Annotated in this window: 21 protein-coding genes; 18 read left to right on the top strand and 3 right to left on the bottom strand. The window is 67.7% G+C overall.

What is annotated here, in order from left to right:
- Positions 1-3: 3 nt before the first annotated feature.
- The 11 genes from PV646_RS08340 (at position 4) to PV646_RS08290 (ending at position 7,911) form a co-directional block, all read left to right on the top strand.
- Complete coding sequence (locus tag PV646_RS08340; RefSeq protein WP_500340857.1) at positions 4-1,536, top strand: bifunctional uroporphyrinogen-III C-methyltransferase/uroporphyrinogen-III synthase; 1,533 nt, start codon at positions 4-6, stop codon at positions 1,534-1,536.
- 118 nt (positions 1,537-1,654) lie between these two features.
- Entirely contained in the window at positions 1,655-2,584 is a 930-nt protein-coding gene (gene hemB / locus PV646_RS08335) for a porphobilinogen synthase (RefSeq protein WP_500342330.1), read from the top strand.
- Entirely contained in the window at positions 2,569-3,075 is a 507-nt protein-coding gene (locus tag PV646_RS08330; protein ID WP_500340856.1) for a hypothetical protein, read from the top strand. The genes hemB and PV646_RS08330 overlap by 16 nt, the downstream gene beginning before the upstream one ends.
- Before the next feature lie 10 nt (positions 3,076-3,085).
- The gene (locus tag PV646_RS08325; protein ID WP_500340855.1) at positions 3,086-3,529 is read left to right on the top strand and encodes a hypothetical protein; all 444 of its coding nucleotides are present in this window, start codon (positions 3,086-3,088) and stop codon (positions 3,527-3,529) included.
- On the top strand, positions 3,526-3,930 hold the full coding sequence (locus PV646_RS08320; RefSeq protein WP_500340854.1) for a hypothetical protein: 405 nt from the start codon (positions 3,526-3,528) through the stop codon (positions 3,928-3,930). The genes PV646_RS08325 and PV646_RS08320 overlap by 4 nt, the downstream gene beginning before the upstream one ends.
- Positions 3,927-4,643: a hypothetical protein gene (locus PV646_RS08315; protein WP_500340853.1), complete on the top strand. Its 717-nt coding sequence runs from the start codon at positions 3,927-3,929 to the stop codon at positions 4,641-4,643. The genes PV646_RS08320 and PV646_RS08315 overlap by 4 nt, the downstream gene beginning before the upstream one ends.
- The gene (gene mce1N / locus PV646_RS08310) at positions 4,643-5,062 is read left to right on the top strand and encodes a transport-regulating membrane protein Mce1N (RefSeq protein ID WP_500340852.1); all 420 of its coding nucleotides are present in this window, start codon (positions 4,643-4,645) and stop codon (positions 5,060-5,062) included. Before PV646_RS08315 ends, mce1N begins: the two co-directional genes overlap by 1 nt.
- A 5-nt stretch (positions 5,063-5,067) precedes the next feature.
- Positions 5,068-5,424 (top strand): hypothetical protein, encoded by a 357-nt coding sequence (locus PV646_RS08305; protein WP_500340851.1) that lies wholly within the window; start codon positions 5,068-5,070, stop codon positions 5,422-5,424.
- Positions 5,425-5,435: 11 nt separating this feature from the next.
- On the top strand, positions 5,436-6,731 hold the full coding sequence (gene hemL / locus PV646_RS08300; RefSeq protein WP_500340850.1) for a glutamate-1-semialdehyde 2,1-aminomutase: 1,296 nt from the start codon (positions 5,436-5,438) through the stop codon (positions 6,729-6,731).
- Positions 6,728-7,357 (top strand): histidine phosphatase family protein, encoded by a 630-nt coding sequence (locus PV646_RS08295; RefSeq protein ID WP_500340849.1) that lies wholly within the window; start codon positions 6,728-6,730, stop codon positions 7,355-7,357. The genes hemL and PV646_RS08295 overlap by 4 nt, the downstream gene beginning before the upstream one ends.
- Positions 7,354-7,911 carry a TlpA family protein disulfide reductase gene (locus tag PV646_RS08290; protein WP_500340848.1) on the top strand — a complete coding sequence of 186 codons (558 nt, stop codon included), beginning with the start codon at positions 7,354-7,356 and terminating at the stop codon, positions 7,909-7,911. Before PV646_RS08295 ends, PV646_RS08290 begins: the two co-directional genes overlap by 4 nt.
- A gap of 327 nt (positions 7,912-8,238) precedes the next feature.
- On the opposite strand, the gene PV646_RS08285 is transcribed toward PV646_RS08290, so the two are convergent.
- Positions 8,239-9,225: a M64 family metallopeptidase gene (locus PV646_RS08285; protein ID WP_500340847.1), complete on the bottom strand. Its 987-nt coding sequence runs from the start codon at positions 9,223-9,225 to the stop codon at positions 8,239-8,241.
- 132 nt (positions 9,226-9,357) lie between these two features.
- Here PV646_RS08285 and PV646_RS08280 point away from each other — a divergent pair, with 132 nt between their 5' ends.
- The 4 genes from PV646_RS08280 (at position 9,358) to PV646_RS08265 (ending at position 14,006) form a co-directional block, all read left to right on the top strand.
- Positions 9,358-10,134, top strand: coding sequence for a cytochrome c biogenesis CcdA family protein (locus PV646_RS08280; RefSeq protein WP_500340846.1), 777 nt, complete (start codon positions 9,358-9,360; stop codon positions 10,132-10,134).
- Complete coding sequence (resB, locus tag PV646_RS08275; RefSeq protein ID WP_500340845.1) at positions 10,134-11,651, top strand: cytochrome c biogenesis protein ResB; 1,518 nt, start codon at positions 10,134-10,136, stop codon at positions 11,649-11,651. Before PV646_RS08280 ends, resB begins: the two co-directional genes overlap by 1 nt.
- Positions 11,651-12,568, top strand: coding sequence for a c-type cytochrome biogenesis protein CcsB (ccsB, locus tag PV646_RS08270; RefSeq protein ID WP_500340844.1), 918 nt, complete (start codon positions 11,651-11,653; stop codon positions 12,566-12,568). Before resB ends, ccsB begins: the two co-directional genes overlap by 1 nt.
- A gap of 103 nt (positions 12,569-12,671) precedes the next feature.
- A complete protein-coding gene (locus PV646_RS08265; RefSeq protein WP_500340843.1) occupies positions 12,672-14,006 on the top strand; it encodes a MinD/ParA family ATP-binding protein in 1,335 nt (444 codons plus the stop codon).
- A gap of 54 nt (positions 14,007-14,060) precedes the next feature.
- On the opposite strand, the gene PV646_RS08260 is transcribed toward PV646_RS08265, so the two are convergent.
- Both PV646_RS08260 and PV646_RS08255 read right to left on the bottom strand, forming a co-directional pair.
- A complete protein-coding gene (locus tag PV646_RS08260) occupies positions 14,061-14,228 on the bottom strand; it encodes a hypothetical protein (protein WP_086667950.1) in 168 nt (55 codons plus the stop codon).
- A 57-nt stretch (positions 14,229-14,285) separates the two neighbouring features.
- Entirely contained in the window at positions 14,286-14,492 is a 207-nt protein-coding gene (locus PV646_RS08255) for a BldC family transcriptional regulator (RefSeq protein ID WP_089915625.1), read from the bottom strand.
- 161 nt (positions 14,493-14,653) lie between these two features.
- On the opposite strand from PV646_RS08255, the gene PV646_RS08250 reads away from it, so the two are divergent.
- The 3 genes from PV646_RS08250 to cds1 are packed head-to-tail and all read left to right on the top strand — an operon-like array spanning position 14,654 to position 16,508.
- Positions 14,654-15,118, top strand: a complete 465-nt coding sequence (locus PV646_RS08250; protein ID WP_500340842.1) for an Lrp/AsnC family transcriptional regulator — start codon at positions 14,654-14,656, stop codon at positions 15,116-15,118.
- Positions 15,119-15,122: 4 nt separating this feature from the next.
- Positions 15,123-15,392, top strand: a complete 270-nt coding sequence (locus PV646_RS08245; protein WP_229694027.1) for a DUF4229 domain-containing protein — start codon at positions 15,123-15,125, stop codon at positions 15,390-15,392.
- Between the two features lie 18 nt (positions 15,393-15,410).
- Positions 15,411-16,508 (top strand): L-cysteine desulfhydrase Cds1, encoded by a 1,098-nt coding sequence (gene cds1, locus PV646_RS08240; protein ID WP_500340841.1) that lies wholly within the window; start codon positions 15,411-15,413, stop codon positions 16,506-16,508.
- Positions 16,509-16,526: the final 18 nt, after the last annotated feature.

The raw sequence follows: 16,526 nt of genomic DNA, 5'->3' as shown, positions 1-16,526 counted from the left end.
CTGATGACCCGCGCACGCAAGACCCCCGGACGCGTCGCTTTCGTGGGCTCCGGCCCCGGCGACACCGGGTTGCTCACGGTCCGGGCCCACGACTTGCTCACCAGGGCTGAACTCGTGGTCACCGACCCGGACGTCCCCGCGGACGTTCTCGCGACCGTGCCCGAGGGAGTCGAGGTCCGCCCCGCTGTCGGCGAGGCCGCCGACGTGGCCAAGGACCTGGTGGCGGAGGCGAAGAACGGCTCGACCGTCGTTCGCCTCGTCGCGGGTGACCCGCTGACCCTCGACTCGGTCGTGAAGGAAGCGCAGGCCGTCGCGAAGTCGACGATCCCGTTCGACGTCGTCCCCGGTGTGCCCTCGGGCACCGCGGTGCCGGCGTACGCGGGCGTCGCTCTCGGTGGCGTGCACACCGAGGTCGACGTGCGCGCCGTGACGGACTGGGCCGGCCTCGCCGCCGCGCCCGGCACGCTGGTGCTGCACGCGACCGGTTCGCACCTGGCCGAGGCCGCGTCGAACCTGGTCGAGAACGGCCTCGCGCCGCAGACCCCGGTCGCCGTGACCGCCGAGGGAACCGGCTTCCAGCAGCGCACCATCGACACCACGCTGGCCGCCGTCGCGGCCGACGCCGGTGAGATGGGCGGCCCGCTGGTCGTCACCGTCGGTGCCGCCGCCGCCGCACGTTCGAGGCTCTCCTGGTGGGAGTCGCGGGCGCTGTACGGCTGGCGAGTGCTGGTCCCGCGGACCAAGGAGCAGGCCGGCGCGATGTCCGAGCGCCTGCACTCGCACGGTGCGATCGCCGTCGAGGTGCCGACGATCTCGGTCGAGCCGCCCCGCAGCCCCGCGCAGATGGAGCGCTCGGTCAAGGGTCTCGTCGACGGCCGCTACCAGTGGGTCGTCTTCACCTCGACCAACGCCGTCCGCGCGGTGTGGGAGAAGTTCCGCGAGTTCGGCCTGGACGCCCGTGCGTTCTCCGGCGTGAAGATCGCCTGCGTCGGCGAGGCCACGGCCGCGAAGGTGCGCTCGTTCGGCATCATCCCGGAGCTCGTGCCGTCGGGTGACCAGTCGTCCGAGGGTCTCCTCAACGACTTCCCGCCCTACGACGACATCCTCGACCCGGTCGACCGCGTGCTGCTGCCGCGGGCCGACATCGCCACCGAGACGCTGGCCGCCGGCCTGCGTGAACGTGGCTGGGAGATCGACGACGTGACGGCGTACCGCACCGTGCGTGCCGCGCCGCCGCCCGCCGACACCCGCGAGATGATCAAGTCCGGTGGCTTCGACGCGGTGTGCTTCACCTCGTCGTCGACCGTGCGGAACCTGGTCGGCATCGCGGGCAAGCCGCACGCCCGCACGCTCGTCGCGTGCATCGGCCCGCAGACCGCCGAGACGGCGCGGGAGTTCGGCCTCCGGGTCGACGTGCAGCCCGAGGAGGCGAACGTGCCCGCGCTGGTCGACGCGCTGGCCGCCCACGCCGCCCGGTTGCGCGCCGAGGGAGCGCTGCCTCCTCCGCGCAAGACCAAGCGTCTGCGCCGCAGCTAAGTCAGGAAGCCGTCGGGGCCACTCAAGATCCTTTGAGTGGCCCCTTCGACTCTCTTCAGCCAGGGAGTCCGCCGTGTACCCACTTCACCGGCCGAGGCGTCTGCGCACGACGCCCGCCATGCGCCGCCTCGTGTCCGAGACCGAGGTGCGCCCCCGTCAGCTCGTGCTGCCGATGTTCGTCAAGGAAGGCGCCTCCGAGGCCGCCGAGATCAGCAGCATGCCGGGTGTCTTCCAGCACACCCGTGACTCGCTGCGCAAGGCCGCGGTCGAGGCCGTGCAGGCGGGGGTCGGCGGCATCATGCTGTTCGGCGTCCCGTCCGTGCGCGACGCCGTCGGCTCCGGCGGCACCGACCCGGACGGCATCCTCAACGCCGCGCTGGGCGACCTGCGCGCCGAGTTGGGTGACAGCACCGTCCTCATGTCGGACTGCTGCCTCGACGAGTTCACCGACCACGGCCACTGCGGTGTGCTCGCCGCAGACGGCAGCGTGGACAACGACGCGACCCTCGAGGTCTACGGCGAGATGGCCGTCGCGCAGGCGCGCGCCGGTGCCCACGTCGTCGGCCCGAGCGGCATGATGGACGGCCAGATCGCCTTCATCCGCAACGCCCTGGACACCGCGGGCCTGCAGGACACCGGCATCCTCGCGTACGCGGCCAAGTACGCCTCGGCGTTCTACGGCCCGTTCCGCGACGCCGTCGAGTCGCAGCTCGCGGGCGACCGCAAGACCTACCAGCAGGACCCGGCGAACGCCCGCGAGGCGTTGCACGAGGTGCAGCTGGACCTCGCCGAGGGCGCGGACATGGTCATGGTCAAGCCCGCCCTGCTGTACCTGGACGTGCTGCGCGCGGTCGCCGAGATCTCGGACGTTCCCGTTGCGGCGTACCAGATCTCCGGCGAGTACGCGATGATCGAGGCCGCCGCCCGCAACGGCTGGATCGACCGCGAGCGCTCGATCCTCGAGTCGCTCACGTCCATCCGTCGTGCCGGCGCGGACATCGTGCTCACGTACTGGGCAGTGGAAGCCGCCCGGTGGCTGGACCGGTAACTCCCGTCCCGAAGCTGATCGACGTCGCGCGCTGGTTGTGGATCACCAGTGCGTGCGTCGGCATGCTGCGGTTCCTCGAACAGCTCCTCGACCGCGAGATGCTCGTCACCGAGGTGCGGCGGCAGAACCCTTCGATGGGGCAGGACCAGATCGACGCGTCTGTTGACGGCGGTGTCCTCTTCGGACTGCTGATCGCCCTGCTGCTGGTCGTCGCGTACACCCGGTTCGCGAACGCGATGGCGCGTGGCCGCAACTGGGCCCGGATCGTGCTGACCGTGCTGGGCGGCGCCTCTGTCGCGTTCGGACTGTTCCGGTTGGTCGCCTGGGCCAGTGGGATCGCGGCACAGCTCGGAGTCGAAATGCGTCCGGTCGACCTGGCCGTCACCGCGGTCACCACCGTGCTGGACGCGTCCGCGATCGTGTTGATGTACCGGGTGTCCGCGCACTTCAGGAAGAGGGGCGCGGTGGACACCGCGACCCTGCCGTCCTAAGTTCGCGATCGTGACGTCTCCGAAGGAATCGGGCCCTCCCGGCAAGATCACCGCGGGCTACTGGCTCGTCGTCGCCGGCTCGGTGCTCACCGTCCTGGCCGCGCTGTTCGTGCTCGTGATCAGGCAGGCCGTGATCGACGCCAACGTCCAGGCGAACACCGATCCGGCGAGGACGGTGGACACGATCACCAGGGACGTCGACCTCACGTGGATCTCGGCGCTGGCCGGTTCGCTGCTGATCGGCGGCCTCGCCGTCTGGTTCGCCCGCAAGGCGCGGGCCGGGGCGAAGAAGAGCCGCACCTCGCTCATGATCACCGTGTTGCTCGGGCTGTTCTACCAGCTCACGTTCAGCCCGCTGGGTGTCGCCGGCGCACTGGTGGCGACGGTCGGTCTCGCGTTCTTCTACCTCCGGCAGTCGACCGAGTACCTGACCGAGAGCGAGCAGCCAGCGTGAAGACCGACGACACTCCCCGGACCGTGCGCATCGCGGTAGGCCTGTGGCTCGCGATCGCGGTCTTCGTCCTCTTCACCACCGCCGGGCTGTGGTTCCAGCGCGGTGAGGTCCAGCGGCTGACCGGGTGGACGTCCGGGCAGGTCACGAGCTTCCTGGGCACGCTGTCGGCGGTCGCGGTGATCTTCGTGGTGGCCTACGCGTGGCTGACGCGGCTGTTTCTGAAGCGCCGGAACTGGGCGCGGATCGCGTTGTCGTTCATCGCGGTCGTGCACATGATCTGGATCCTGTTCGTGGGCGTCAGCGCGTCGAGTTTGGTCACGTTGCTGCTCATCTGCCTCGCAATCGTCTTCACGTGGCAGGCGCGTACGGCACAGTGGCTGGCGGAGGTGCGTGAGCAGTGAGCAACCCGCAGGACCCGAACCCCTGGCAGCCGAACCAGGACGGACGGCAGGACCAGTACGGCTCGACGGCCGGGACGTACGAGGTGACCGCCGTGAACAACATGGGGCTGCCGATGCCGCCCGCGCCGGAGATGGCACCGCCGCTGGACCACGCGCAGTGGCAGAACCCGGCGGCCCCCTATCCGGCGCCCGGTGGGCAGTACCAGGTCAACCAGGTCGCGAACGCCGGTTACATGACGCCGCTGTCGCCGGTGCTGCCGCACGAGCTGGCACCGCCGCGGCCGGCCACGATCACCGCCGCGATGTGGATCTGGATCGCGGCCGCCGTGCTGTCGGTCGCCGTGCTGCCGGTGATGTTGCTCGCCAACGCGGACTTCTTCGTCACCCAGGACAGCATCGTCACCGAGGAGGACCGGCAGGCCGCCGATCTCGGCGTGCGGGCCATGGCGGTGATCTTCGGGTTCGTGATGCTGGTCGCCGCCGCGCCGTACGTCGCGTTCGCGGTCGTGCTGCGCAACGGCCAGAACTGGGCGCGCATCCTGCTCACGATCCTCGCCGTGCTCGGGTTGCTGACCATGCTCGCGATCATCTTCATCTCGATCGGCGCGCAGGTCTGGCAGCCGAGCGTGGCCATCGGCATCGTCGTGATCGGGCTGACCGTCGCGGCCGTCGTGCTGCAGTTCCTGCCCGCCTCGAACAGGTTCGTTCGCTAGTGCTCTACCGCGAGTCCGGCAGCAGCTGGTGGCCGTTGCTGTGGGGCCCGGCGTTCGCGGTGGCCGGGTACCTGGTCGAACTCGTCACCGGGCCCGCCTCCGTGGCGCTGTGGGCGATCGTGGGACTCCTGCTGACGCTCTGCGCGGTCGTGTGGGTGAACCTGCGGATCAAGACCGGCAGCATCGAGCTCACGGCCGAGGAAGCCCAGTTCGGGCGCGAGAAGATGCCGGTCGCGATGATCGAGGCCTGTCAGGACGTCGGCGCCCCGACCGGGGCGAAGGTGCTCGGTGGCGGCTGGTCGGTGCCCAAGGGGACGACGGCGGTGCCACTGCGGCTCGTCGACGGCACGGTGGTGCTGGCGTGGGCACGCGATCCGGAAGCCTTCCTCGCGGCGTTGCGACGGGTCGTGAGAAGGTGAGCGGCGTGACAGAGGCCGTGACTGAGCCGGAGTCGGACACCGTGGTGGAGGAGCCTGAGCAGGCCCCACCGGCCGGTCCGGGCCTGCACCAGCCCAAGCGGTGGCTCATCGCCGCGGGTGAGGTCGTCGCGATCGTCCTGCTGGTGATCGCCGCCGTGTGGTGCTGGAACCGCGGCGTCGTGCGCCTCGAGTACCCGTTCGAGGGCCGCGAGCCGCTGATCTCCACCCGTCTGCACGGCAACTGGCTGGGCACCGCCGCCGGCGCCGCCACGCTCGCCGTGGTCCTCGCTCTCGACGCGGTGAGGCAGATCATGCTGGCCGTGCGCGCCCGGCCGCAGGAAGCCGCCGACTCCGACATGTGAGACTGGGGTACGTGACTGCGAGTCGATCCCAGGCCCTGTTCGAGCGCGCGTCGACGCTGACCCCCGGCGGGGTCAACTCTCCGGTGCGGGCGTTCCACTCCGTCGGCGGCACCCCGCGTTTCATGGTGCGTGGCGAGGGTCCGCACCTGTGGGACGCGGACGGCAACCGGTACGTCGACCTGGTGGCGTCGTGGGGCCCGATGATCCTCGGGCACGCCCACCCCGCCGTGGTCGAGGCGGTGCAGAAGGCGGCCGTCAACGGTCTGTCGTTCGGGACGCCGACCGAGGGGGAGATCGACCTCGCGGCCGAGATCATCGACCGCGTCGAGCCGGTTCGCCAGGTCCGCCTGGTCAACTCGGGCACCGAGGCCACGATGAGCGCGATCCGTCTCGCCCGCGGCTTCACCGAGCGTCGCAAGGTCATCAAGTTCGCCGGCTGCTACCACGGTCACGTCGACGCGTTGCTCGCCCAGGCGGGCTCCGGCGTCGCGACCCTGGGGCTGCCCTCGTCGCCCGGTGTCACCGGCGCGCAGGCCGAGGACACGATCGTCCTGCCGTACAACGACGTCGAGGCGGTGCGCGCGGCGTTCGCGGAGAACCCCGGCACGATCGCCTGCATCATCACCGAGGCCGCGGCGGGCAACATGGGCGCCATCGCGCCGTCGGCCGGCTTCAACGAGGCGCTGCGTGAGATCTGCGACGCCGACGGCGCGTTGCTGATCATGGACGAGGTCATGACGGGCTTCCGCGTCTCGCGCGGCGGCTGGTTCGGCCTGGAGCGCGTGCGCGGCGACCTCTACACGTTCGGCAAGGTCATGTCCGGTGGCCTGCCGGCGGCCGCGTTCGGTGGCCGTGCGGACGTGATGGCCCGTCTTGCGCCGTCCGGTCCCGTCTACCAGGCCGGGACGCTGTCGGGTAACCCCGTCGCGGTGGCCGCCGGCCTGGCGTCATTGCGTGCCGCGGACGAGGACGTCTACCGGGCGCTGGACCGCAACGCGACTCGTCTCGGGGCGCTGTTCACGGCCGCGCTGACCGAGGCCGGTGTCGAGCACCGCGTGCAGTTCGCTGGGAACCTGGTGAGCGTGTTCTTCGGTTCTTCTGAGGTGAAGGACTACGCGGGTGCGCAGGCCTGTGAGACCTGGCGCTTCCCGCCGTTCTTCCACGCGCTGCTGGAGAGGGGCGTGTACGCGCCGCCTTCGGCGTTCGAAGCCTGGTTCGTGAACGCCGCCATGGGTGAAGAGGAGTTCGCCGTGATCGCCGACGCGTTGCCGCATGCGGCTCGTGCTGCCAAGGAGGCCCGCAAGTGAGCCGCACCGTCGTTCATCTGCTCCGTCACGGTGAGGTGCACAACCCGACCGGGATCCTGTACGGGCGTCTGCCCGGTTTCAAGCTGTCGGAGCGGGGGCAGAAGCAGGCGCTGACCGTGGCCGAGCACCTCGCCGACCACGACATCGTGCATGTTGTCGCTTCTCCGTTGGATCGGGCTCAGCAGACTGCTTCGCCCATCGCCGACTCGCATCGGCTGGAGTTGGACACCGACGAGCGGTTGATCGAGGCCGGCAACCAGTTCGAGGGGTTGAAGGTTGCGGTCGGGGACGGGGCTCTGCGGTCTCCTCAACACTGGCCGAAGCTCGTGAACCCTTTTCGGCCGTCTTGGGGGGAGCCCTACCTCGAGATCGCTCACCGGATGTTCGGTGCGGTGCAGAAGGCTCGGGCTGCTGCTGAGGGGCATGAGGCTGTGTGCGTTTCGCATCAGTTGCCTATTTGGACTGTGCGGCGGTTTCTCGAGGGTAAGCGGATGTGGCATGACCCTCGGCGTCGGGAGTGTTCTTTGGCCTCTCTCACCTCGTTGATTTTTGAGGGGGAGCAGCTTGTTCGGATTGCCTACTCCGAGCCTGTTGGGGCTACTGATCCTCGGGTGACTGGGGCATGAAGCGGTTGTTCTTGTTGGTGTTGTTGTTGGCTGGGTGTACTACTGGGAAGGATGCTGCTTCTGTTGGGGCTGGGGATTTTTATCTCGTTGCTCCTGGGGGGCAGGTTGAGCTTCGGTATGCGCCTGGGGAGCGGAAGTTGTTGAAGGGGCTCGAGGGGGAGTCTCTGCTCGAGGATGGCGCTACTGTTCGGCTGTCCGATTATTCTGGTAAGCCTGTTGTCGTCAACATTTGGGGGGCCTGGTGTGGGCCCTGCCGTACCGAGGCGCCTGAGATGCAGAAGGTGTTTGATTCTGGGACTCAGGTGCTTGGGGTTGATGTCAAAGAGACTTCGAAGGATCATCCTCGGGATTTTATGAAGGATCGGTCGCTTACCTATCCTTCTATTTATGATGCTTCTTCTCGTAGTTTTATCAATGTATTCAAGGGGTTGCCTGCAAATACTGTTCCTTCCACGTTTGTTGTGGATAAGGAGCATAAGGTTGCTGCGGTGTTTCTTGTGCCGGTGTTGGCTGAGGATTTGCAGGCTGTTTTGGATGAGTTGAGTAAGGAATAGTTGCGTTGCGTGCTTCCCCTGGGGGCGCTGCCCCCAGACCCCCGGCAATCTGATCAGGGGGCCCGCGCCACCCGTAGGTAGATGGCACGCCTGTTGCGTTGGGCGGCTGCCGGTTGCTTTGAGGGTTGCGTTGGCGGTGGGGTCCCATCACGAGTCACACCAAGAGCGGGCCACATGCCTGGAGGGGTGTCAAACCGCCGAAAAGCGTGGCGGTTTGACACCCCTCCAGGCATGCAGCAAGAGCTATGGCGCGACTCGTGATGGGACCCCACCGCCTGGACCGCTTGCTAAAGACGAAAGACGAACGGCTCGCCTTCGGCGTTGCGGCTATCCGGCTGGCGGGGCTACCGGCTGGTTCAGGGATGGGATTTTGGCCTTGAAGGCCTTGATCATGGCGTCCCTGCCGATGGAGTTGAACTGCTTGCCCAGGGTTCGCATGATTGAGTTGCCGGTGGGGCGGTAGAGGCCGCTCTTGTAGTAGCGGGCACCCTCTACCGGGGCGATCACGCCGCCGTCTGGGGAAGGCTGGCCCAGGTAGTCGCCCCACTTTGCGCCTGTGGGGTCCTTGGTCACGTTGATTTCTCGTGGTTCTGCGCCCGTGTAGGTGATGTACGGGTAGTCGTATTCGTCTGCCAGGCCGCCGATCGAGTGGCCCAGCTCGTGGATTGCGATTTGGCCCGCTTGTGCGTTCGAGCCGGATGCGGTGGCTACCGAGCCGCCTGCTCCGCCGTACTTCGAGGTGTTGCCCAGGGCGATCACCTGGTCGTACTGGGGGGCCAGGGCCGCGAATTCCTTGGCCTTGGTCTCGTTCACGCAGAGGAGGCGTTCTGTGTTCGCGTCTCGGCCTTGGCACCAGAATCCCATGTCCAGGGCCGTGTTTTTGAGCAGGCCCTTGGTCGGGTCGTGGTCTACGCCTGACTCTGGCGAGATCACGTTGACCTGCCAGACGTTGAAGTACTCCTTGTAGCTTGCGAAGGGCTCTACGGCTGAGAGCTCTTCCCACTTGCTCTTCACGTTTGCTGTGTAGGTTGCCAGGTCCTCTGTTGTGTAGCCGTCTCCTACGAAGACCAGGTCGAAGCGGTCTGAGGAGTCGCCTGTCACCTGGACCGGGACCACGTCTGCCGCTGCCAGGGTGCGGAAGTCCGCCGACTTCTCCCTGGGGGCCTTCGGGGTCTGGGCTTGGGTGATGGTGCCGTCTTCGTTGAAGACTTCACGCCACTCCATCGCCGGGGCCGCGCCGCCGACCGGTACCTGTGCGAACAGTGCCAGCGCTGCCATCGTCAGCGCTGGGAGGACCAGCCGGGTGCGTCGCATGTGTTGACGCTAAGCAAGCGTGATGTCACCCACAAGCGGCAATTGTCGGTACTTTTGGCCCAACCGTTGTGTTGGGCGGAAAGGTCATGCCCGGTCGTGGCGTGATCTGGGCAACTACCTACTCTGAGGGTTGTGAACCCCACCGATCTGGCGATCTCCGGGCCGTTGCTGCTGGCCACCGGGGTTGCCTTGCTCGCGGGATTTATCTCCTTCGCGTCGCCGTGCGTGGTGCCGTTGGTGCCCGGGTACCTGGCCTACCTCGCTGGGCTGGTCGGTGCCGAGGCTCCTCGGGTCGAGGCCGACGAGCCCGCCAGGCAGGGGCGTTGGCGGGTGGCCGGGGCGTCGTTGCTGTTCGTGCTCGGGTTCACCGTGGTCTTCGCGTTGGCGTCCATGGCGATCCTTGGGGCTTCGGACGCGTTGTTCCTCAACGCTGATCTGTTCCAGCGCATCGGTGGGGTCGTCACGATCCTGATGGGGCTGGTGTTCCTCGGGCTCGTTCCGGCGCTGCAGAAGGACGTGCGGTTCCACACCAAGCCCAACGCCGGGCTGTTCGGGGCTCCGGTGCTCGGGGCCGTGTTCGCGTTGGGGTGGACGCCCTGTCTTGGGCCGACGCTGGCCGGGGTTCTCGCCGTTGCGCGTAGTACCGAGGTCGGGTCGTCCACTGCTCGTGGGGCCGTGCTGGTGCTTGCCTACTGCCTGGGTCTCGGGTTGCCGTTCGTGGTGCTGGCGCTCGGGGCCCGGTGGGCGTTGGGCGTGACGAAGTGGCTGCGCACGCACGCTCGGCACGTGCAGATCTTCGGCGGCGTGCTGTTGATCCTGGTCGGGATCGCGCTGGTCACCGGGCTCTGGGGTGAGTTCGTCGGGTGGCTGCGCTACTCGTTCGTCGACGTCGTGAGGTTGCCGCTCTAGTGATCGCCTTCCTCCGCAACACGTGGCGCGGGCTCACCTCCATGAGGACCGCGCTGACACTGCTGTTCCTGCTCGCGCTCGCGGCCATGCCCGGTGCGTTGTTGCCGCAGCTGTCGCTCAACGCGGCCAAGGTCGACGAGTACGTCGCCCAGCGCGGCTGGTGGGGGCAGTTGCTGCTCAAGCTCGGGTTCTTCGAGGTGTATGCCACGCCTTGGTTCGCCGCGATCTACCTGCTGCTGTTCACGTCCCTCGTCGGGTGTCTGCTGCCCCGCACGTGGGAGTACTTCAAGCAGATGGGCGCGAAGCCCGTTCTGACGCCGCGCAACCTCTCGCGGATGCCGCACCACGCGCAGGCCGAGTTGGACGTCACGCCGGACGAGGCGCTCGGGCGGGCGAAGAAGGCCATGCGCGGCTGGCGGATGGAGACCGGCGAGGGCACGGTCAGCGCCGAGCGCGGGTTCCTGCGCGAGACCGGCAACCTGGTCTTCCACTTCGCGTTGCTGGGGCTGCTGGTCTCGTTCGCGCTGGGCAAGATGTTCAACTACGAGGGCCAGGTCATCGTCCAGGCCGACGGCGGCCAGTTCTGCAACGGCGGCATCTTCAACTACGACCAGTTCCGGCCCGGTCTGCGGGTCGACGGCACGGACCTCACGCCGTTCTGCGTCGAGATCGGCAAGTTCTCCGCCGAGTACCTCGACAACGGCCAGCCCGTCGGCTTCAAGGCCGACATCAGGTACCAGTCGGGCGACGACCTCACGTCGAACACGTGGCGGCCGTACGCGCTGCAGGTCAACCACCCGTTGCGCACCGAGGGCGACCGGGTCTACCTGCTCGGCCACGGGTACACGCCGACGTTCACGGTGACGTTCCCCAACGGCGAGAAGCGCACGCAGGGCATCCAGTGGCTGCCGACCGACCAGCTCACGCTGGCCTCGGAGGGTGCCACGAAGTTCGACCCGCCCGGCATCACGGACTCCGAGACGCGGCGCAAGAACCAGATCGCCGTGACGGGTCTGCTGGCGCCGACGCCGTTGCTGCACGGCAACATCCTGAACTCGAAGTTCCCGGCGCTCAACGACCCGATGGTCGCCGTCGACGTGTACCGCGGCGACCTCGGCGTGGACGACGGACGCGGCCAGTCGATCTTCTCGATCGACCAGAAGATGGTCGACCAGGGCCGGCTGCAGAAGGTCGCGCGCAAGAACCTCGCGCTGGGCGAGGAGATCGCGCTCGACGACGGCACCAAGGTGCGGTTCGACGCCGTGAACGACTGGGTGTCCCTACAGGTTTCGCACGACCCGACCCAGGGTTACGTGCTGGCGTTCGCCATCCTGATCATCCTCGGCCTGGGGGTCTCGCTGACCGTCAAGCGCCGCAGGGTGTGGGTGCGTGCGACCCGTTTGGAAGACGGGCGTACGTTGGTCGAGGTCGGCGGGCTCGCCCGTACTGACCAGGCAGGATACGGCGAGGAGTTCACGCGGCTGGCCCGCGCGGTGCTGAACGAGGAGAAGTCCTGATGCCGGTCAACGAGACGTTCGCGACCTACAGCGACTGGCTGTACCGCAGTGCGCTGGGCGTCTACTTCTTCGCGATCCTGCTCTACGGCGTGGAGCAGGCCTTCTCCCGTGCGCCGCGCAAGGCGGAAGCGCTGGTCGGATCCGGTGGGCCGGACATCCTCACGGATGCGCCCAAGTCCGAGCTGACGCGTTCCGAGCGCATCGGGCGCATGGGTGCCGCGATGACTGTCCTCGGTGCGGTGCTGCACCTCGGCTCATTGGTCATGCGCGGTCTGTCGGCCGGGCGCGCGCCCTGGGGCAACATGTACGAGTACATGTCGCTGCTGTGCCTCGCGGCCGTGGTGACGTGGATCGTGCTGATGGCCAAGTTCCCGATCCGCCGCCTCGGCGTGTTCGTGCTCACGCCGATCCTGGTCCTGCTGTTCATCGGCGGCACCGTGCTCTACGCCGAGTCCGCGCCCGTTCAGCCGGCGCTGCGGTCGTACTGGCTGGTGATCCACGTATCGGTCATCTCGATCTCGTCCGGCGTGCTGCTGATCCCCGGCGTGACCTCGATCCTCTACCTGCTCAAGGACAGCAAGGCCGACCGCTTCCCGAAGCTGCCGTCCGCCGACGTGCTCGACCGCATGTCGTACCGGACCACCGTCCTGGCGTTCCCGCTGTTCACGGCCGGGATCATCCTCGGCGCGATCTGGGCCGAAGCGGCGTGGGGCCGGTTCTGGGGCTGGGACCCGAAGGAGACGGTCGCGTTCGTCACGTGGGTCGTCTACGCGGCGTATCTGCACGCACGCGCGACGGCCGGTTGGCGTGGCCGTGGGGCCGCATGGATCAACGTCGGGGGCTTTGCCCTGAACGTGTTCAACCTGTTCTTCATCAACTTGGTCACCAGCGGGTTGCATTCGTACGCGGGTCTCTAACGAGTTAAGCCCCCAGGTCGATGGAACCGTTGCCGGTTGCGTACCGTCGCAACCTGGGGGTCGGGGAAGTCTCGGTCCCTCTTGCTCAGGGAGGGCCACAGCGGTGACATGGCAACCACCGGGTGAGGAACAGGGCTCCGGCCCGCAGTACGTCGACCCGCAGGCGGCGGCCTACCTCGACCCGCAGCAGTCCGGCCCGCAGCACGTCAGCGGTAGCCAATCAGGCCCGTACAACCTGGCCGGCCAGTCAGGGCCCTACCAGGTTCCCGGTAACGCCTCCGGTCCCTACCCGGTGCCCGGCACCGCGTCCGGTCCGTACCAGGTTCCCGGCAACGCGTCCGGTCCCTACCCGGTGCCCGGCTCGCAGTCCGGCGCGTACCAGGTGGGCGGCGGCCAGTCGGGTGCCCACTCGGTGGGCGGTGGCCAGTCCGGGCCGCACAACACCGACAACACCGCGCAGTACGGCCACTTCGCCGGCCAGCAGTACCCGAACAACTTCCCGCAGCAGCAGTACCGCTCGCAGGCACAGGAAGTCTCGTCGCAGCAGCTGATCAAGAAGGAGAAGCGCCCGCCGACGTCCGGCTGGCGCAAGTCCCTGCACTCGCTGTCCGGCGGCACGATCAACCTGGGTGAGAGCCCGGCCGACGTGCGGCGGCGTGAGCTGATCGCACGGATCAACCAGCCCCTGCGCGGGTGCTACAAGATCGCGATGCTGTCGCTCAAGGGCGGCGTCGGCAAGACCACGACGACCACGACGCTCGGTTCGACGTTCTCGTCACTGCGCGGCGACCGGGTCGTCGCGGTCGACGCGAACCCCGACCGCGGCACGCTGGCGTTGAAGATCCCGCGCGAGACCACGGCGACCGTGCGTCACCTGCTGCGCGACGCTCCGCGGATCACGAAGTACAGCGATGTGCGCGCGTACACCTCGCAGTCACCCGCACGCCTCGAGGTGCTGGCGTCCGAACAGGACCCGGCCGTGTCGGAGGCGTTCAGCGAGGAGGACTACCGGCGCACGGTGGCGTTGCTGGAGCACTTCTACAACATCGTGCTCACCGACTGCGGCACCGGTTTGATGCACTCCGCCATGAAGGGCGTGCTGGACGAGGCGGACTCGCTGGTCCTGGTGTCGTCCGGCTCTGTCGACGGCGCGCAGACCTCGGCCGCGACGCTCGACTGGCTGGAGGCGCACGGCTACCGCGACCTGGTCGCGAAGTCCGTGTGCGTGATCAACTCGGTGCGTCCGAAGTCGGGCAAGGTCGACCTCGACAAGCTCGCCGCGCACTTCCAGCAGCGATGCCGGGCCGTGGTCCGCCTGCCGTTCGACACGCACCTCGAAGAGGGCGCCGAGATCGCACTGGACCAGCTCGCGCCGGAGACCCGTCTGGCCTTGCTGGAACTCGCCGCAGTGGTCGCGGACGACTTCCCGCACTCCTGAACGGGTAACGGACAGTGGCGGAAAGGGGTCCTGGGATCAGGGCCCCTTTTCCGTTCACTCGTCGCGCTTGCGCTGCTCGTCGAGCTTGCGCAGGAACTCCGGGTCGTCGTCGGGCGCGATCACCTTGCGGCCTGGGGTGTACTCCGAGTGCTGCGGGGCGAAAGCTCGCCACACGAGCACAGCCACGGTGAGCGCACCGATCACCGCCAGCAGGTAGATCATCGTGTCGCCACCTCCCTTTGCCACGAGGTTACCCGCGGCACAGGGGTAACTACGGTTTCAGTGGCGGACGGGTTCAGTCGCCTCGGTCGTCAGCTCCGAAAGAAGCTGCTTCACCTCGGTCTCACGGAACCTGCGATGTCCTCCTGGCGTGCGGATCGATCCGATGCGACCTGCGGTGGCCCATCGGGTCACGGTCTTCGGGTCGACCCGGAACAGATTGGCGACTTCCCCAGGCGTCAAGAGCCGCTCGGTGGCTGCAGTCACTCGTCCTCCTCAGATCAGACGTTCCGGTCTGATCGTGGCATCTGACCCATCAGGTACTCGAACGCTTGTTTTTTGGTAAAGAGGTAGTAAGGGACGACCGGCGCGATTCGGACATGCAACCGCTGGTGCCCGAGCGCACACGTGGGGCATAAGGTGTCGCGGTGGATGCTCTTGATCGACAGATCATCGCCGCACTGCGTGCCAACGGTCGTGCCACCTACGCCGACCTCGGCAGGCAGGTCGGCCTGTCCGCGTCCGCCGTGCACGAGCGGGTCGGGAAGCTCGAGTCGAGCGGCGTGATCGTCGGGTACCACGCCGTCGTGGACCCCAGCGCCGTCGGTCTGGGCGTGACCGCGTTGATCGGCATCCACCCCACCGACATCGCGGACGACAACGAGGTCGCGGTCGCGTTGGGCGAGCTCCACGAGGTCGAGTCCTGCTACCGGGTCGCGGGGGACGAGTCGTTCATCGTCAAGGTCCGGGTGGCGACGGTCGACGATCTGGAGCGCGCGCTCGGGCGGTTGCGCCGCATCCACGGTGTGGCACGCACGCGTACGACCGTGGTGCTCTCCACACGATTCGAGGGGCGCCCGAACACCGGCGACGAAGAAGGCGACGTAACCTGAACGGGTGCTCGCTCGTGATGTGACGCTCTACGTCCTCGCCCGCCTCGGCCTCGTGGTCGTGGTGATGGGCGCGCTCATGTTGGTCAAGGTTCCTTTGCTGCCCGCCCTCGCCGTCGGCGTGGTCGTGGCGTTGCCGGCCTCGTTGTTCATCTTCAAGGGGCTGCGGCAGCGGGTCGCGACGGGTCTGGACGCCCACCAGGCGACGCGCAGGGCCGAGCGCGACAAGCTGCGCTCCGAACTGCGTGGTGACGAAGGTCCTCTCACCCAGGCGTAGGACGTCTGCCCGGTTATCGTGCGGGCTGTGAGTACCTCCGTTGACCGTGTTTGCAGCAGGACCAGGCACTGGGTGTGCGAGGCCGTCGGGATCATCGAGGCGGACGCGAACCGCAGCGCTGACACGCACCTCCTGCGCTACCCGTTGCCGCTCGAGTGGGGCATCGACCTCTACCTGAAGGACGAGTCGACGCACCCGACGGGGTCGTTGAAGCACCGGTTGGCGCGCTCGTTGTTCCTCTACGCGATCTGCAACGGCTGGATCACCGGCGGTACGCCCGTGATCGAGGCCTCCTCCGGTTCGACGGCGGTGTCCGAGGCCTACTTCGCGCGACTGCTCGGGCTGCCGTTCATCGCGGTGATGCCCCGCTCGACCTCGGCGGAGAAGGTCGCGCTGATCGAGCGCCAGGGCGGCAAGTGCCACTTCATCGACGAGCCGTCGGCGCTCTACGACGAGTCGCGGCGGCTGGCGTCCGAGCTCGGCGGCCACTTCATGGACCAGTTCACGCACGCCGAGCGCGCGACGGACTGGCGGGGCAACAACAACATCGCCGAGTCGATCTTCGAGCAGATGAAGCTGGAGCCGTCGCCCACGCCGGACTGGATCGTCGTCGGCGCCGGAACCGGTGGCACCTCGGCCACGATCGGCCGGTACATCCACTACCAGAAGCTCGACACGCGTCTCGCCGTCGTCGATCCCGAGCACTCGGTCTTCTTCGACGCGTGGCGCGACGGCAACCGCGACCTGGTGGCGACGCGCGGCTCGGGCATCGAGGGCATCGGGCGGCCACGCGTGGAGCCGTCGTTCATCGGCGAGGTCATCGACCGGATGATCAAAGTGCCGGACGCGTCGTCCATCGCGACGATCCGGTACGTGGAGGACCTGCTCGGTCGGCGGGTCGGCGGGTCCACCGGGACGAACCTCTGGGGAGCGTTCCAGATCGTGGCCGAGATGCGGCAGTCTCGTGCGCGCGGGAGCGTGGTGACTTTGCTGTGCGACGGCGGCGAGCGTTACGCGAACACCTATTACGACGACACATGGGTAGCCACGCAGGGCATGCACCTCGATCCGTGCCTTGAACGCCTGAACAACTTCCACCGCTCGGGGAACTGGTGACGAGAGCCGTGCGTCACA

The sequence above is a fragment of the Streptomyces sp. ID05-26A genome, from assembly GCF_033794685.1.
In the GTDB taxonomy this organism is placed as follows: Bacteria; Actinomycetota; Actinomycetes; order Mycobacteriales; family Pseudonocardiaceae; genus Lentzea.
Note: the sequence above shows the minus strand (reverse complement) of the source record. Positions and strands in the feature narration are given on the sequence as shown.

Coding starts and splice junctions, on each gene's coding strand:
- PV646_RS08340 (WP_500340857.1), top strand. CDS start 4: ATGACCCGCGCACGCAAGACCCCCGGACGCGTCGCTTTCGTGGGCTCC.
- hemB (WP_500342330.1), top strand. CDS start 1,655: ATGCGCCGCCTCGTGTCCGAGACCGAGGTGCGCCCCCGTCAGCTCGTG.
- PV646_RS08290 (WP_500340848.1), top strand. CDS start 7,354: ATGAAGCGGTTGTTCTTGTTGGTGTTGTTGTTGGCTGGGTGTACTACT.
- PV646_RS08285 (WP_500340847.1), bottom strand. CDS start 9,225: ATGCGACGCACCCGGCTGGTCCTCCCAGCGCTGACGATGGCAGCGCTG.
- ccsB (WP_500340844.1), top strand. CDS start 11,651: ATGCCGGTCAACGAGACGTTCGCGACCTACAGCGACTGGCTGTACCGC.
- PV646_RS08260 (WP_086667950.1), bottom strand. CDS start 14,228: ATGATCTACCTGCTGGCGGTGATCGGTGCGCTCACCGTGGCTGTGCTC.